Consider the following 16,599-nt stretch of genomic DNA (forward strand, 5'->3'; position numbering starts at 1 on the left):
CGTCACCCCGGACAGCAGCGACCGAGAGGGGACAGCGGTGGCAGACCTCGGCGGACGGACCCGGCGTGCGTTCATCGGCTCGTTCACGGCGGCCGGCGGTCCCGGCATCGTGACCGCCGCCGTGGACCCGGACAGCGGGGCGCTCACCGCGCTCAGCAGCCTCGACGCGCTGCCCGACCCGTCCTACCTGGCCCTGTCGGCCGACGGCGGCACCCTCTACGCCGTCAGCGAGACGGCCGAGGGCGCGGTGGCCGCGTACCGGGTCACCGGTGACCTGCCGGAGGCGGCCGGGGCGCCCGTGCCGGTCGACGGCAGCGGCCCCACCCACCTCGCACTGTTCGACGGCCATGTCCTGACCGCGAACTACGGCTCCGGCAGCGTCACCGCCGTCCCCGTCCGGGCGGACGGCGGCCTCGCCCGGACCGCCTCCGGCGTTCTGCACCACACCGGCTCGGGCCCGCACACCCGCCGCCAGCAGGGGCCGCACGCGCACCAGGTGCAGGCCGACCCCAGTGGGCGCTGGGCGGTCAGCGTGGACCTCGGGACGGACTCGGTGCGGGTGTGCGCCCTGCGCGACGGCACGCCCGTCCTGCACCGCGAGCACGCCCTGCGCCCCGGCTCGGGGCCGCGCCACCTCGCCTTCCACCCCGACGGCTCGTACGCCTACGTCGTCAACGAACTCACCCCGACCGTCACGGTGTGCCGCTGGGACGCCCTCGACGGCTCCCTGAAGCCCCTGGCGGAGGTGCCGGTGCTGCCCGGCGCCCCCGACGGGGACGCCTACCCCTCGGGCGTCGCCGTGGCGCCGGACGGCCGGTTCGTGTGGACGGCAACGCGCGGCGAGGACGTGCTGTCCGTGTTCGCCGTCGAGGGCGAGGGCGACGCGCTGCGGCCGGCCGGCACGGTGTCCTGCGCGGGCCACTGGCCGAGGGACCTGGCCGTCTCCGCCTGCGGCAGAACCCTCTACGTCGCCAACGAGCGCTCCGGCGACGTCGCCTGGTTCACCCTGGACCCCACCACCGGCCTGCCCCGGCCCGCGGGCTCACTGCCGCTCCCGGCCGCCTCGTGCGTGGTCCTGGGCTGACCCCGTTCCCGTCCGGACCTGCTCGTCGCCCTCGCTGCCCCAGGGCACGGCGAAGGGCCCGCTCCTCGATCGGAGCGGGCCCTTTCGCGTCGTGCGGCGTCCTTGACGGTCGGCCGGTCAGCGGACCGGCGCGCCCTGCGGCTGCGGTGGGGCGATGCCCAGGGCGGTCGTGTACTTGGCCAGCGCGAGCTTGCCGATCGCCGGGTAGGCGCCGAGCGCCTCGGCGGCGGCGCAGTCCGCTTCCTTGGCGGCCTCCTCGATCAGCGTGGCGTCGATCTCCGGGCCGATCAGGTACGGCGCGAGCGCCAGCTGCTGGGAGCCGGAGGAGCGCAGCTGGTCGGCCACGGAGGCGATGGAGCCCTCCTGGTCGAGCGCGGCGGCCATCACCGGCACGGCGAGACGCGCGGCGAGCAGCATGCCGGTGATCCCGGCGGCCTGCACGGCCTCGTCACCGCCCACGGAGGCCAGGATGATGCCGTCCGCGGCGGTCGCCACGGTGAACAGCCGGGCCCGGTCCGCGCGGGCCAGACCGGCCTCGGACAGCCGCACGTGCAGCGCCTCGGCGAGCAGCGGGTGCGGGCCGAGGACGTCGGTCAGATCGGCGGCGACCCGGCTCTCCATCACGGCCTGACGGACCTGGCGCAGCAGCGCGCTGTCGGGGCCGGCCAGCAGCGGCACCACGACGCCGACGGGGCCGTCCGGCTCCTTGACGTCGTGACCGGCGGCGCGGGCCTGCTCGTAGCGGGCGGTGCGCTCCTCGGCGGCGTGCGCGAGGACGGACTGGAGGGCGGGGAACTCGGCGTCGTCCCCGTCGAGGTAACCGATGCGCGCGTCGACGCCGGGGAGCTCGGAGCGGGCGATGCTCACGATCTCCTCGGCGATGCCGCGGGTGGCCCTGCTCGGGGTGCCCGGCACCGCGAGGACGAGCGCGGGCGCGCCTTCAGGAGCCGCCAACGGCTCGGGTCGCCGGTGCCGCCCGGGCTGGCGGGGGCGCGGCATTCGTACGGGCAGGCCGGACGCGGGCCCAGTGGGGGAGCTCATGGCGCCGCATGTTACTTGTTTCCTGGGCTCCCCTGTTCGGGGAGGGTGCAGGTGAGCGGTATCCGTCCGGTTTTGTCTGATGAGTTACGTACGGATCAGAAGTGATCAGCGTGTTTTCCGGGCGACTTGCCCACGAAGAGAGCAATCCCTCTTTTGGGTAATGCTGTACGACTCGTTCCGTACGTTTCACTCCGTACGTCCCCTACGTACACCCCCGATCAGCCGCCTACGCGCGACGCAAAACCGACAGAAGCACCCCGTCGACCGGCAGCGCGAGTCGGCCTTCGGCCAGATCGGCGGCCATCCGCACCGCGCCGTGCAGCGGATCCCCTTCGGGGTCCACCCGCCGTGCGTGCGGCAGCAGCCGGGCCACCTCCTCCGCCAGCGGTACGAGGAGGGGCGCGCCCAGTCCCGCCAGGCCCCCGGTGAGGGCGAACGGGGGCTGTCCGTCCGGCGGGCAGACCGCGGCGGCCGACTCGGCGATGTGCCGTGCCGCCGCCCGCAGGATGTCCGAGGCCACCGGATCGCATGCGGCGCACCCGGCCACCTCGGGCGCGAAGGAGGCGAGGACGGCCGCCCGGTCCGGCCGCGGGTAGAGACGGCCCGGCAGCCCGGGCACCGGCCCGAACCGCTCCTCGGCGCGGGCCAGCAGCCGGGCCGAGCCGCCCGGCCGCCCGTCGTGGGCGCGCAGCGCGGCCTCCAGCCCCGCCCGTCCGATCCAGGCGCCGCCACCGCAGTCGCCCAGCAGATGACCCCAGCCGTCCGCCCGCTGCCAGCCCGTCAGATCCGTGCCGAGCGCGATCAGACCGGTGCCGGCCGCGGCCACGACTCCCGGCCGGGCACCGAGCGCGCCGCTGAACGCGGTGACGGCGTCCGCGGCCAGCGCGGTCGTCCGGACGCCGAACGCGCGGGCGAGGGCGTCCGGGAGCGTGGCGCGCAGCCCGTCGCCCAGGCCGGCCAGTCCGGCCGCACCCACGACGGCCGTGGTCGCTTCCGCGACCCCGGTCCGCTCCTCCAACGCCCGTACCATCGGAACCAGTTGATCCAGCAGGTGCCCGGGGTCGATGCCCCGCTCGCCGGTGCGCACCGGCACCGGCGAGGACTGCTCGGCCAGGGCGCCGGCCCCGGAGGTGCCCACGGCCACCCGCAGACCCGAGCCGCCCGAGTCCACGGCGAGGATGCCGTGGCCGCGCTCCGGATCCGCGGGGACGGTCACGGCAGTTGCCAGTCCACCGGCTGACCTCCCTGCCGGACCAGCAGGTCGTTGGCCCGGCTGAACGGCCGTGAACCGAAGAAGCCGCGGTCCGCCGACATGGGCGAGGGGTGCGCGGACTCCACCGAGGGCAGATCGCCCAGCAGCGGACGCAGGTTGCGGGCGTCCCGGCCCCACAGGATGGACACGAGCGGCTTGCCGCGCGCCGCCAGCGCCCGTATCGCCTGCTCGGTGACCGCCTCCCAGCCCTTGTCGCGGTGTGCGCCGGGCTTGCGCGGGGCCGTGGTGAGCGCCCTGTTGAGCAGGAGCACGCCCTGCCGCGTCCACGGCGTCAGATCACCGTTGGACGGCTGCGCCAGGCCGAGGTCCGAGGTCAGCTCCCGGTAGATGTTGATCAGACTGCCGGGCAGCGGGCGGACGTCCGGCGCGACCGAGAAGGACAGTCCCACCGCGTGCCCCGGCGTGGGGTAGGGATCCTGTCCGACGATCAGGACGCGGACGTCGTCGAAGGGCTGCTGGAACGCCCGGAGGACATTCTGACCGGCCGGAAGGTAGGTGCGTCCCGCGGCGATCTCCGCGCGCAGGAAGTCGCCCATCTCGGCGATCCGTCCCGCCACCGGTTCCAGGGCCTTCGCCCAGCCCGCTTCGACGATCTCATGCAAGGGTCGTGGTGCCACGGGCGTCACCCTACTGCCGTACGCACGACGATGATCAACCGGTGGCCAACGCCCCGCCAGCCCCCCACCCGGCTCATCCGACCACCGCGGCCCGCACACAGAGCACGTCCGGCAGATGGGACGCCAACTGCCGCCAGCTGTCGCCGTCGTCCGCCGAGGCGAACACCTCGCCGTTGCGGTTGCCGAAGTACACGCCCGCCGGGTCCGCGTCGTCCGTGCACAGCGCGTCGCGCAGGACCGTGCCGTAGTGGTCCTCCTGCGGCAGACCCGCTGTGAGCGGCTCCCAGCTCGCGCCCGCGTCCGCCGTACGGAAGACCCGGCACCGGTGGCCGGCGGGGACCCGGTCCGCGTCGGCGTTGATCGGGAAGACGTACGCCGTGTCCCCGCGCGTGGGATGGGCGGCGGCCGCGAAGCCGAAGGTGGAGGGCAGGCCCGCGCCGATGTCCGTCCAGCTGCGGCCGGTGTCGTCGCTGCGGTACACGCCCCAGTGGTTCTGCAGATAGAGCCGGTCCGGGGTCGCCGCGTCCTGGGCGATCTTGTGCACGCACTGGCCGAACTCCGGGTGCGGATCCGGCAGGAACACCGCCGAGACCCCGGAGTTGGAGGGCTGCCAGCTCGCCCCGCCGTCGGTGCTGCGGAAGACCCCGGCCGTGGACACCGCCACCGTCACCGCGTCGGGGTCGCGCCGGTCGGTGAGGACGGTGTGCAGCCCCTCCCCGCCGCCGCCCGGCACCCACTTCGAGCGCGTCGGGTGCTCCCAGAGCGGGCGGACCAGCTCGAAGGTCTCCCCACGGTCCTCCGAGCGGTACAGCGCCGCAGGTTCCGTCCCCGCGTAGACCACGTCGGGTTCGGCCGCCGCCGGGTGCAGCTGCCACACCCGCTCCAGGGACGCCTCCGTGTCCTGCGGGAACCTGACGGCGGGCGTGGCCGGTTCGGTCCAGGTCCGGCCGAGGTCGTCGGAGTGGAACACGGACGGGCCCCAGTGCGCGCTGTCGCCGCCGGCCAGCAGCCGCGGCCGCTCGCCCCGGGTGTCGATGGCGACCGAATAGATCGCCTGTGCGTTGAAGTACGGGGATGCGTCGAACTCCCATGTGCCTGCGCGCCGACGCCCGATGAACAGGCCTTTGCGCGTGCCCACGGCGAGCAGTACCTCGGTCATGCCGCTCTCCTCCACTGTGTCCTCGACCTCGTTGTCCCGGACACCGGCCAGTCTGCACCCCGCCACTGACAGTCACCTCCGGACAGACCGTCTCCGCAGGTCACAGCCGTCGTGCCGGACCCGTCAGCGGCGCCTCGGCCCCCGCCCGGACGGACGGCCGCGGGGCCGACGGGACACGTGCGGCCACCGGAACGAGCCACTCGCCCTGAGCATCCGGACCGCGCGCCCCGTATGGGAGGGCGGTCCAAGGATGTTCGTGCGCTCATGAGGAGGAAGCCTTCGATGGCGTTCCGTGGTCCGAAGGTGTGGCTGTGGCGCTGGCGGCGCAACCCGCTCAGGCGTCGCGCCGACGCGGTGGAGGCCTGGGTCGTGCTCGGTGCCTGGGCACTGACCGTCCTCGTCGGGGTCCTGGCGGGATGGGGGGCCGCCGGGTCTGTCGAACACGGGCTGGCCAGAGAGCGCGTCGAGTGGCGTCCCCTGGAGGCCCGGCTGACCGAACCGGCGCCCGGGAAGGCCGACCGGCAGCCCGGCTCGGCCGGTGGCGACATGGTCTGGGCGAAGGTCGGCTGGACCGGCCCGGACGGCTCCTCGCACACCGGTCAGGTCCGGGTCGCGACCGGCAGCCCCACCGGCACGCCGGTCACCGTCTGGACGGACCGCCAAGGCCGGCTGGTCACCCGGCCCGCCACCCCGGACCAGGCCCGGCTGCGCTCCGCCATGGTGGGCGGCCTGGCCGGTGTCGCCGCGGCGGCCCTGCCCTTCGCGGCCGGCCGGCTCCTGCGCGGACGTCTGGAGCAGCGCCGCATCGAACAGTGGGACACCGACTGGGCCCGCTTCGACGCCCTCCGGGGCCGCCGCCCGATGAGCTGACCGGCACGGCCCTCGGGACGTCCTGCCTGCGGTTCCCGTCCGGGCGGCCGGCGTACCGACGGGATGAGGCGACTTCCCCGCGGCCAGGTCCCGCGGGGGCACCGCGCCGGTGCCTGGACGGCCTGACAGGCGGCGATGCCCATGCGCGTGTGCGGTGCGCGGCCCGGACGGCGCGCGGGGGAGCGGCGACCGTCGGCTCCCGCCTCCCGGCTGACCCGGGTCATGGCGCAGGCGACGGCCGTCGCGGACTGCCGGCGGCGCGCCCGGGGGATGCCGTCCGGTGGAGCAGGGCCAGGGCCGCGCGTGCGGTGCTGCCGGGCCGGGCCGGGCCTGGCTACGGGCGGCGCGCGGGGGAGGGGCGAAGGCCGACTCCACCGGCCCGGCGACCCGGGCAGCGGCGGCGGCCGGCTCCCTTTCCCCGGCGACCCGGCCATCGCGCAGTCGGCGGCCGGCCCGGAGCGCCGCCGGAGCGCCCGGGGATGCCGTCCGGCGGAGCACAGGCAGCGCCGCGCGCGCCGCCGCCGGGCCGGACCCGACCGCGCGCGGCGTGCCCGGTAGCGTTGCCGTGAGCCGACTTCCGTGGCAGGACGGGCAGCACCGCTCCCGGGTCGGCTCACGTAAGCGACGGCGGAACCCAGGTTGCGGGACAGGACGCGCGAGGTCTCCGTCAGCCGGGCCGGCACCCGGACCGCACGCGAATCCCCGGCCCCGGCCGGGGCCCGCACCGCTGCCCCCCGACCCTCGTCACCCCGGGCGGCCACCGTCGTCACCACAGGTCGGGCCGCACGACCACCAGCACGCGGAGGCCGCCGGGGGACGGGGACCGGTCCCGCCCCCCGTCCTTCGCACCGCTCGCGGTCACGCGCGCGTGGCGGGCCCGACCCCCGGCGTGATCCCCGGAGTGTTCCCCGGCGCGATGCCCGGCGCGACCCTCCAGCAGATCCCGAACCCGGACACCAGGTCGGCCGGAAGCCGCCCCGGACGGCGGGCGGCGGGGCGGAAGCGGCACGGAATCCGACGCCGCTCGCAGGCGACGGGCGTCAGTGCGCGCCGGGAAGGCTCCGCTCCAGGATGCCGTCGACGTCGGCCCCGTCGGGAAGCGTGCCGAAGGCGTGGCCCCAGTCGCCGCCGAGCCGGGTCGCGCAGAACGCGTCCGCCACGGCCGGCGGGGCGTGCCGGACCAGGAGGGAGGCCTGGAGGGTGAGGGCCATGCGTTCCACCAGCCGGCGCGCCCCGGACGGTGTCGCCGTGCCGAGATCGGACCGCAGCCGCGCGACGGCCGCGTCCAGCCGGGCGTCCGCCCCCCGGGCCAGGGCGAGTTCACCGAAGAGCGCCTGGGCGGTCTCCGGTTCGCGCGTCAACGCGCGCAGGACATCAAGGGCGTTGACGTTCCCCGAGCCCTCCCAGATCGACAGCAGCGGCGCCTCGCGGTAGTGGCGGGGCATGCCGGAGTCCTCCACGTAACCGTTCCCGCCCAGGCACTCCAGCGCCTCCGCCGTGAAGGCCGGACCCCGCTTGGTCACCCAGTACTTGCCGACGGCGGTGGCGATCCGCCGGAAGGCCGGCTCGGCCCCCTGGCCGTCGTCCCCGCGCACCGCGCGGTCGGCCGCCCCCGCCAGCCGCAGCGTCAGCGTGGTCGCCGCCTCCGACTCCAGCGCCAGATCGGCCAGGACGTTCCGCATCAGCGGCTGGTCCAGCAGCCGGGCCCCGAACGCGCTCCGGTGCCGTACGTGATGACCCGCCTCGACGAGCGTCTTGCGCATCAGCGCCGCCGACATCATCACGCAGTCCAGACGGGTGCAGTTGACCATCTCGATGATGGTCTTGACCCCCTGCCCCTCCGGTCCCACCAGCCAGGCCACGGTCCCGTCGAACTCCGGCTCGGAGGACGCGTTGGAGCGGTTGCCCAGCTTGTCCTTCAGCCGCTGGACACGGAACGTGTTGCGGGTGCCGTCCGGCAGGACGCGCGGCACCAGGAAGCAGGACAGCCCGCCCGGCGCCTGCGCCAGCACCAGGAACAGGTCGCACATCGGCGCCGACGTGAACCACTTGTGCCCGCGCAGGGTGTACACACCGGGCTCCGCCGTCGGCGAGGCCGCCGTGGTGTTGGTGCGGACGTCCGAGCCGCCCTGCTTCTCGGTCATCCCCATGCCGGCCAGCAGCCCGCGCTTCTCCGTCGGCACCCGCAGCCCCGGGTCGTACTCCCGGCTCGTCAGCAGCGGCTCGTACACCTTCGCCAGCTCCGGCTGCCGGCGCAGGGCGGGCACCGCCGCGTAGGTCATCGACGTCGGGCAGCCGTGCCCGGCGTCGGTGTGCCCCCACACCAGGCCGCCCGCCGTCCGCGCGACATGCGCGCCGGGCCGTTCGTCCGCCCACGGCGCGCCCGCCTGCCCCTCGGCGACCGCCACCCGGAGCAGCTCGTGCCAGCTCGGGTGGAAGTCGACCTCGTCGACCCGGTGGCCGTACCGGTCGTGCGCGCGCAGCACCGGAGCGTGCCGGTTGGCCAGCTCGCTCCACTCCTGTGCCTCGGGGCCGCCGGCCAGCAGCCCGAGCCGGCGCACGTCCGCCTCCGCCCAGCCGGCGCCCTCCCGTCGCAGCCCCTCCAGCAGGGCGGTGTCGTCGGACGCGTCGTAGGGGGACAGCGGCGGCGGCTGATTGGTCACGTCGTGCGTGGCGTACGGCGGGGTCTGCGGGAGCGTCGAGGTCATGCGGGACATGTTGCACTTTTCCTTCGGTCGCAGCAATAGTGCAGCAATAGGGAGGTCGTACAGTACGTTTCCATGCGGATGAACGTCCCGGCGGAACCCGGAGCAGTCGAGCTGCGCCCGCTGTCGGCCCGGTCGGTGGTGCTGAGCCTGCTGCTGGGGGCGCACCCGCCCGAGCTGCCCGCGCGGGACCTGGTGCGGGGGGTGGAACCCTTCGGGGTGGGCGGATCGACCGTGCGGGCCGCGCTCAGCAGGATGGTCGCCGCCGGTGATCTGCGGCGCACGGACACGGTCTACCGGCTCAGCGACCGGCTGCTGGAGCGGCAGCGCCGGCAGGACGACGCCGTCAGTCCCGACACGCGCGCGTGGGAGGGCGACTGGGAGATGGCGGTGATCACCGCGACCGGCCGCGGGCCCGCCGAACGCGCCGATCTGCGCACCCGGTTGACCGCCCTCAGGCTCGCCGAACTCCGTGAGGGCGTCTGGCTGCGCCCCGCCAACCTGGGCCACCGCTGGCCCACCGACCTCGACCAGGTCCTCCAGCGCTTCACCACCCGGCCGGCGTCCCCCGACGCCGAGCTGGCCGCCGGTCTGTGGCCGCTCGACGCCTGGGCGGACGCGGCGAGGGCCCTGCTGGCCCACGTGGAGCGCTCACCCGGGCCGGCCGAGCTGTTCACGGTGCTGGCCGCGGTCGTCCGGCATCTGCTGGCCGACCCGGTGCTGCCGCCCGCGCTGCTGCCCGCCGACTGGCCGGGCCCGGCGCTGCGGACCGCCTACGAGCACCACAGTCGCATGCTCGCCGGGATCGCCCTCGGCGCCCGGACACAGGAGCGGCGGCCGTGCGAAGCGCCGTGCGGGGACGCTTCGTACGGCCGCCTTCACCGTGGGGGGACGACGGGACAGGGGCGGACTACCTGTACGTGATGTCGGCCGCCGTGTAGTTGCAGTACGTGCCGTCGGCGCTGGTGCCGTTGGTGGTCGGCTCCGCACCCGTGTTGTTCCCGATGTACTTCTGGCACGGGACGATCTTCCTGCTGCTGTCGCCGACCACGGTGACGGCACGCAGCGCCACGCTGTCGCCGTAGTTGGTGTTGATGCCGGCGATCCGGCCGCCCGGGTAGGTGACCTCGATGGTGTTGAGGGTGATCGACCGCTTGTACTGCGTCCTGCAGTTGCCGCAGGACCGGACGAAGGTGCCGAAGTTCTGCACGGCGAACTTGGAGACGACCAGCTTGCCCGCGCCGTTGAACTGGAACACCTTGTCGCTGGCCCCCTTCGCGCCCCCGCCGTAGACGGTGTAGACGCTCGACGAGGAGGCGCCCTTGAAGGTGGCGGCGTCCTCGCCGACGTCCTCCCACCACACGTTCTGCAGGGTGCAGCTGCCCTTGCAGTGGATGCCGTCGGCGGCCGGGGCGCCGATGATGACGTTCTTCAGGACGGCGCCGTCGGCCAGTTCCAGGATCGGCCCCTGGTCCTCGTCCTGGCTGCCGCTGCCCAGGTCGCCGGTGCCGTACAGGCGGACGTACCCGTAGTCCTTGGTCCCGGACACGGAGATGGTGGAGGAGACCGCCTTGTTGCCGGTCGCGGTGGGCCAGGTCGCGGCGTTGGCGGGCGCGGAGCCCAATGTCGTGATCATGCCAATCGAGAGGCCAAGGGTGGCCAGTATGCCGCTCAGCGCGCGCACGGACGAGCGCGGACGTGCCGAAGAAGTCATGTCCCGATTCCTTCTTCCTCGTCGGGGATGGTCAGAGCTTTCCGGCGCCCGCTCCGGCCGTCATCGAGGCGACGACGGTCGAGGCGGGCTCGGCGGTGCAGCTGTAGGGCGGCTCGGTGAAGGTCCCCACCCGTGACACCTCGGTCGCGGCTCCGCCGAGGCCGTCCACGTCGCTGTCCCGGCTGGTGGTGACGGCGACCAGGGTCGAGCGGAAGACGTTGTTCTCGACCGGCATCCGGGCGCCCATCCGGGAGTGGACGGCGCTTCGGCGCCGACGACGCAGTTGTCGTAGAAGTGCCCGGTGCCGAACCCGACCGGAGAGGTGTCGGCCGCGCCGGCCGGCTGGGGGGAGGGCGGGCACCGACGCCGTGGTGACGAGAGCGGCGGCCGCCTCGACGAGGGTGGATCTTTGCGCCTGGGTACGTGGGGGGTTGCCGGACACGCGGATGCGTCCCTTCGGGGAAAGTGGGGAGAACACATTCATGACTGTTGTACTTGTGCTTGAACTCTGAAATGCCGCAAGTGCCACTCTTGAGGGATCTTCCGGAGGCAGCTCGGTCACACTGCTGAACGGAACGTAGAGGGCAAGCGCTTTCTAGTCAACGCTTTGCGCAGAACGAACCCGCCGTGCGCGAAAGCAGTGGGAGCGCTTCCATGGCGCGCATGCGCATGCCACCATGCGAGGCGGACTCCACGTACGACGTCCCCCGAGCCCCACAGAAAGGGACAAGCACGTGCCCGACTTCTTACGCAGAGCACTGCGTTCCCTGGGCGGAGCCCTGGCGCTCCTGCTCGCGACGGCCCTTCTCACCGCCCCCGCCGCCGTGGCCCGTCCGCAGGCCGCGGCGCCCGTCCCGACCGCCACCCTCACCGAGGTCACCGGCTTCGGTGCCAACCCCAGCGGCCTGCGCATGTACGTGTACGTGCCGGCGAGCGTCACCGCGCACCCGGCCGTCCTGGTCGCGGTGCACTGGTGCACCGGCTCCGGCCCCGACATGTACAACGGCACCGAGTACGACACGCTGGCCGACCGGTACGGGTACATCGTGGTCTACCCGTCGGTCACCCGCAGCAGCAAGTGCTTCGACGTCTCCTCGCCGCAGGCGCTCCGGCGCGGCGGCGGCAGCGACCCGGTCGGCATCAAGTCCATGGTCGACTGGGTGACCACGAACTACGCCGCCGACACCGGCCGGATCTACGTCACCGGCATCTCCTCCGGCGCGATGATGACCAACGTCCTGCTCGGCGACTACCCGGACGTCTTCGCAGCGGGCGCCGCCTTCGCCGGCGTCCCCTTCGGCTGCTTCGCCACCACCGACGGCTCCGAGTGGAACAGCGCCTGCTCCGGCGGCACGGTGATCCACACCGCGCAGCAATGGGGCGACATCGCCCGCGCCGCCTACCCCGGGCACACCGGCGCCAGGCCACGGATGCAGCTCTGGCACGGCACCGTGGACGACGTCCTGCGCTATCCCAACTTCGGGGAGGAGATCAAGCAGTGGACGAACGTCCGCGGCATCGGGCAGACCCCGGCCGCCACGGACGCACCGCAGTCAGGCTGGACCCGCACCCGCTACGGCGGCACCGGTGACCAGGCCCCCGTGGAGGCCATCAGCCTCCAGGGCACCGGCCACAACGTGTACACCTACGGCATGGCGGCCCGCGTCCTCACGTTCTTCGGCCTCGACGGCGGCGGCCCCGCACCCCAGCCCCAGCCCGGTGGCTGCAAGGTGACCGCCACGACCAACGCCTGGAGCACCGGACTGACCGCCTCGGTGACCGTCACCAACACGGGCACCACCGCCGTCAACGGCTGGCAGCTCGCCTTCACCCTGCCCTCCGGCCAGACCGTCACCAACGGCTGGGGCGCCACGTACAGCCCGGCCGCCGGTGCGGTGACGGCGACGAACGTGTCGTACGACGCCACCATCGCCCCGAACGCCGGCATCAGCATCGGCTACCAGGCGAACCACACGGGCAACAGCGCCGCGCCGGGTGCCTTCACCCTCAACGGGGCCGCCTGCACCCTGGGATGAGACTGAAGATCTTGCTCCGGCCGCCTGACTCGCCCCGGATTGCCAGTCAATGTCAATCACTATGAACCGGTGCAAGTCGGGCGCGATTTCAAGATCTTCAGGACGCTTCTAGTGTCCTGAGTCTTTGATTCGATTCAGATATCCGGTGAGGCGTTCGAAGATCTCGTCAGCGGTCTTCGTCCAGACGAAGGGCCTCGGGTTGTCGTTCCAGTCGGCGATCCAGGCCCGGATGTCTTTCTCCAAGGCTTGGACGTTCCTGTGGACGCCACGCCGTATCTGCTTGTCCGTCAGCAGTGCGAACCAGCGCTCCACCTGGTTGAGCCAGGACGAAGCTGGTCGGGGTGAAGTGCATGTGGAACCGGGGATGGGCCAGCAGCCACTTCTGGATCGCGGGCGTCTTGTGGGTGGCGTAGTTGTCGCAGATCAGGTGGACGTCGAGATGGTCTGGGACCTCCTTGTCCAGCTTGGCCAGGAACTTCTTGAACTCCACCGCGCGGTGCCGGCGGTGGAGCGAGCTGATGACCTCGCCGGTGGCCGCGTTCAGGGCGGCGAACAGGGTCGTCACGCCGCCGCGCAAGTAGTCGTGGGTGCGGCGCTCAGGCATGCCCGGCATCATCGGCAGCACCGGCGCCGACCGGTCCAGCGCCTGGATCTGTGACTTCTCGTCCACGCACAGGACGATGGCCCGCTCGGGCGGGTCCAGGTACAGGCCGACAACGTCGCGGACCTTCTCGATGAACTGCGGGTCCTTGGACAGCTTGAAGGTGTCCACCAGGTGTGGTTTGAGGCCGAAGGTCCGCCAGATCCGCGAGACGGTGGACTGGCTCAGGCCGCTGGCCGCGGCCATGTCCCGTGTCGACCAGTGCGTGGCGTTCTTCGGAGTGGTCTCCAGGGTCCGCACGACCACCTCCTCGACTTTCTCGTCGCTCACCGTGCGGGGCGGGCCGGGCCGCGGCTCGTCCGACAGACCCTGGAGCCGGTCGGCCGCGAACCGCTTACGCCACTTGGCCACCGTGACCGGGTGGACCCCAAGCTCCATTCCCACCGCGGTGTTCGAGCCGCCATCAGCACACGCGAGTACGATCCGGCACCTCAACGCCAGAGCCTGCGAGGACGTTGCCCGCCGTGACCAGCGCAGCAGCGTCTCTCGCTCCTCATCCGTCAGAACCACCTCGACCGTCGGCCGACCCATACGCGCCATGAGCCCAGCCTACTTCTGTATCGAAATAAAGACTCATGACACTAGAGCCCTCCGCCGGTGGGCGGTGACGGCGCCGTCCGCGGCGCCGCACCGCCCTTCGCCGGAAGGTGGTTGAAGACCAGGTTGAGCACGATCGCCGTCAGACAGCCCGCGCTGATACCGCTGTTCATGATCGTCTGAAACCAGTCGGGGAACTTCTCGTAGACGGTCGGCACCCCGACCGGCAGCATCCCGACGGCCACGGACACGGCGACCACGGTGAGGTTGTGGTTGTCCTGGAAGTCGACGCGCGCCAGGGTGCGCAGTCCGCTCGCGGCGACCGTCCCGAACATCACCAGCCCCGCACCGCCGAGGACCGGTGCGGGCACGGCCGCCACCACCGCGCCCAGCTTGGGCAGCAGACCGAGCAGGACGAGGATGCCGCCGGCGGTGGCCACCACCCAGCGGCTGCGCACCCGGGTCATCCCGACCAGACCGACGTTCTGGGCGTACGCCGTGTAGGGGAACGTGTTGAACACACCGCCCAGGACGGTGGACAGTCCGTCGGCGCGCAGCCCGTCGGCGAGGGAGCGCGGCTCGACCCGGCGGCCGGTCATCTCGCCGACCGCGATCAGGTCACCGGTGGTCTCCGTCATCGTCACCAGCGCCACCACCAGCATCGACACGATCGCCGAGACCTCGAAGGAGGGCGCCCCGAAGTGGAACGGGGTGCTGATCCCCAGCCAGTCGGCGTCCTGGACCCCGCCGAAGTCGGTGAACCCGAACGGCACCGCCACCACCAGCCCGACCGTGATCCCGGTCAGCACCGCGATCCGGCTCAGGAACGCCGGCGCGAACCGCTGCACCGCCAGCACCACGGCGAGGACGAAGGCGGCCAGCGCGAGGTTCTTCGGCTCCCCGAAGTCCTGCGAACCGACGCCGCCCGCGGCCCAGTTGCCCGCGACCGGCAGCAGCGAGAGACCGATGACCAGGATCACCGTGCCGGTGACGAGGGGCGGGAAGAACCGCAGCAGCCGGCCGAACACCGGGGCCAGCAGGACGATCGCGAGCCCCGCCACGATCACCGAGCCGTAGATCGCCGTCAGTCCGCCGCCCGTCGTCCCGATCAGCACCATCGGCGACACGGCGGCGAACGTGCACCCCTGCATGATCGGCAGCCGGACACCGAAGCGCCAGAACCCGACGCACTGGATCAGCGTGGCGATCCCGCACACCAGCAGATCGGCCGTGATCAGATACGCCAGGTCGGCGGGCGACAGCTTCATCGCCCCGCCCACGATCAGCGGCACGGCCACCGCGCCGGCGTACATCGCGAGCACGTGCTGCAGGCCGAAGGCGGCCAACTGCCGTACGGGAGGCACCTCGTCGACGGGATGAACGGGTGCGGTCGTGGCCATGGGCACTCCTGAGCGGGGCGACGTCCGAACAGCACGGAACGGTACGCCGATTAAACAGATTGTTGATTTCCGTGGTGTTGCCGCTGTGTGCGGTCGTCGGCGATCCCTGCCCGGTCCACGGCCGTCCGCAACGCCGCCCAGTCGGGCAGTTTCACCACGTCCCGCCCCAGCGAGGCCCCCAGCTCCGCCTCGGCCCGCTCGATCCCCAGCCACCCCTGCCACCCGACCGGCTCGGCCCCCGCCGCCCGCAACGACGGCAGCACGTCCTTCGGCACCTGCCTGCGTACGAGCAGGGCGGCGTCCTCGAGGAGCGAGGTCGCCGTCTCCTTCGCGCACGGCCGGTTGGTGCCGATCACCCCGGTCGGCCCCCGCTTGATCCAGCCCGCCACGTACTCGCCCGGTGCGGCCGCGCCCGCGCGTACCACCCGCCCGGCCGTATGCGGCACCGTGCCCCGCACCGCGTCGAACGGCAGCCCCTCCAGCTCCACCCCGCGATAGCCCACCGACCGCAGCACCAACTGGGCCTCGACGATCTCGTGGCGGCCGGTGCCCGTCACGCCGCCCCGGCCGTCGGGTGCGGTCCGCTCGAACCGCACCGCGCCCACCCGGCCCCCGACGGCGAGCAGTTCGACCGGCCGCAGGAAGAAGCGGAGCCGGATGCGCCGCCGCACGTCCCGCGCCGGCAGGGCCGTCCAGCCGCGCAGCACCTCCACGTTGCGGCGCTGTGCCGCCGGCAGCCCGGACGGATCGCCGTACGCCGGGTCGAGCGCCAGCTCCGCCGCGTCCACGCGTACGTCCGTGTCCGGCAGCGCGCCGAGTTCCCGCAGCTCCTTGGTGGTGAAGCGGGCCTGGGAGGGGCCGCGCCGGCCCACCGTGTGGATGTCCATGACCCCGCTCGCGGCCAGCGCGGTCAGCGCGGCCTGGGGCATGTCGGTGGGGCTCAGCTCGGCCGCGCCGCGCGCCAGGATGCGGGTGACGTCCACGGCGACGTTCCCCACGCCGATCACGACCGCCGAGCGGACGCCCCGCAGAAACCCCTCGTCGGCCGCGTCCGGATGGGCGCTGTACCAGGAGACGAACTCCGTCGCCGACCAGCTGCCCGGGAGTTCCTCGCCCGGGATGTCCAGCCGGCGGTCGGCCGCCGCGCCCACGCAGTACACCACCGCGTGGTACAGCTCGCGCAGCCGGGCGACCGGCACGCCGCCCGCACCGACCTCGACCCCGCCGAGGAACCGCACCCGCTCGTGCTCCAGCACCGTGCGCAGGGTGCCCTGCAGCGACTTGATCTTCTCGTGGTCCGGCGCCACGCCGTACCGCACCAGGCCGTACGGGCAGGGCAGCCGGTCCAGGACGTCGACCTGCACCTCGGGATCCTGCTGGACGAGGCTCTGGGCGGTGTAGACCCCGCTCGGCCCGGAACCGACCACGGCGACACGCAGCACGGCGTGACCCCTTACCCGCACGACACCCGTGCGACGGAGGAGAGCGCTGGTGCCTCCAGC

At 73.1% G+C, this 16,599-nt stretch carries 12 protein-coding genes and 2 pseudogenes; 4 read left to right on the plus strand and 10 right to left on the minus strand.

Annotation, left to right across the window (positions count from 1 at the left end):
* Positions 1–37 precede the first annotated feature (37 nt).
* Positions 38–1,084: a lactonase family protein gene (locus U5640_RS40300; protein ID WP_340384179.1), complete on the plus strand. Its 1,047-nt coding sequence runs from the start codon at positions 38–40 to the stop codon at positions 1,082–1,084.
* A gap of 117 nt (positions 1,085–1,201) precedes the next feature.
* On the opposite strand, the gene U5640_RS40305 is transcribed toward U5640_RS40300, so the two are convergent.
* The 4 genes from U5640_RS40305 to U5640_RS40320 all read right to left on the minus strand — a co-directional run bounded on the left by U5640_RS40305 (position 1,202) and on the right by U5640_RS40320 (position 5,240).
* Positions 1,202–2,125 carry a hypothetical protein gene (locus U5640_RS40305; RefSeq protein WP_340384180.1) on the minus strand — a complete coding sequence of 308 codons (924 nt, stop codon included), beginning with the start codon at positions 2,123–2,125 and terminating at the stop codon, positions 1,202–1,204.
* Between the two features lie 226 nt (positions 2,126–2,351).
* Positions 2,352–3,341 (minus strand): BadF/BadG/BcrA/BcrD ATPase family protein, encoded by a 990-nt coding sequence (locus tag U5640_RS40310; RefSeq protein WP_340384181.1) that lies wholly within the window; start codon positions 3,339–3,341, stop codon positions 2,352–2,354.
* Positions 3,338–4,015 (minus strand): uracil-DNA glycosylase, encoded by a 678-nt coding sequence (locus U5640_RS40315; protein WP_340384182.1) that lies wholly within the window; start codon positions 4,013–4,015, stop codon positions 3,338–3,340. The genes U5640_RS40310 and U5640_RS40315 overlap by 4 nt, the downstream gene beginning before the upstream one ends.
* A gap of 73 nt (positions 4,016–4,088) precedes the next feature.
* Positions 4,089–5,240, minus strand: coding sequence for a sialidase family protein (locus U5640_RS40320; RefSeq protein ID WP_340384183.1), 1,152 nt, complete (start codon positions 5,238–5,240; stop codon positions 4,089–4,091).
* 216 nt (positions 5,241–5,456) lie between these two features.
* On the opposite strand from U5640_RS40320, the gene U5640_RS40325 reads away from it, so the two are divergent.
* Entirely contained in the window at positions 5,457–6,044 is a 588-nt protein-coding gene (locus U5640_RS40325; RefSeq protein ID WP_340384184.1) for a hypothetical protein, read from the plus strand.
* 1,040 nt (positions 6,045–7,084) lie between these two features.
* Here the strand turns inward: U5640_RS40325 and U5640_RS40330 are convergent.
* On the minus strand, positions 7,085–8,761 hold the full coding sequence (locus U5640_RS40330; RefSeq protein WP_340384185.1) for an acyl-CoA dehydrogenase family protein: 1,677 nt from the start codon (positions 8,759–8,761) through the stop codon (positions 7,085–7,087).
* A gap of 63 nt (positions 8,762–8,824) precedes the next feature.
* Between U5640_RS40330 and U5640_RS40335 the strand changes: the two genes are divergently transcribed.
* Positions 8,825–9,673, plus strand: coding sequence for a PaaX family transcriptional regulator C-terminal domain-containing protein (locus tag U5640_RS40335; protein ID WP_340384186.1), 849 nt, complete (start codon positions 8,825–8,827; stop codon positions 9,671–9,673).
* Here the strand turns inward: U5640_RS40335 and U5640_RS40340 are convergent.
* Both U5640_RS40340 and U5640_RS40345 read right to left on the minus strand, forming a co-directional pair.
* Complete coding sequence (locus U5640_RS40340) at positions 9,660–10,463, minus strand: pectate lyase (RefSeq protein ID WP_340384187.1); 804 nt, start codon at positions 10,461–10,463, stop codon at positions 9,660–9,662. The genes U5640_RS40335 and U5640_RS40340 overlap by 14 nt on opposite strands.
* 31 nt (positions 10,464–10,494) lie before the next feature.
* Positions 10,495–10,772, minus strand: a pseudogene (locus U5640_RS40345) (pectate lyase); the annotation flags it as partial.
* Between the two features lie 425 nt (positions 10,773–11,197).
* Here U5640_RS40345 and U5640_RS40350 point away from each other — a divergent pair.
* Complete coding sequence (locus U5640_RS40350) at positions 11,198–12,499, plus strand: PHB depolymerase family esterase (protein WP_340384188.1); 1,302 nt, start codon at positions 11,198–11,200, stop codon at positions 12,497–12,499.
* A gap of 108 nt (positions 12,500–12,607) precedes the next feature.
* On the opposite strand, the pseudogene U5640_RS40355 reads toward U5640_RS40350, so the two are convergent.
* The 3 genes and pseudogenes from U5640_RS40355 to U5640_RS40365 form a co-directional block, all read right to left on the minus strand.
* Positions 12,608–13,700: pseudogene (locus tag U5640_RS40355) on the minus strand (IS630 family transposase).
* Positions 13,701–13,741: 41 nt separating this feature from the next.
* The gene (locus U5640_RS40360) at positions 13,742–15,097 is read right to left on the minus strand and encodes a nucleobase:cation symporter-2 family protein (RefSeq protein ID WP_340384189.1); all 1,356 of its coding nucleotides are present in this window, start codon (positions 15,095–15,097) and stop codon (positions 13,742–13,744) included.
* A gap of 50 nt (positions 15,098–15,147) precedes the next feature.
* Complete coding sequence (locus U5640_RS40365; protein ID WP_340384190.1) at positions 15,148–16,539, minus strand: FAD-dependent oxidoreductase; 1,392 nt, start codon at positions 16,537–16,539, stop codon at positions 15,148–15,150.
* Positions 16,540–16,599 lie beyond the last annotated feature (60 nt).

This window comes from Streptomyces sp. SS7 (genome assembly GCF_037993025.1).
GTDB lineage: Bacteria > Actinomycetota > Actinomycetes > Streptomycetales > Streptomycetaceae > Streptomyces.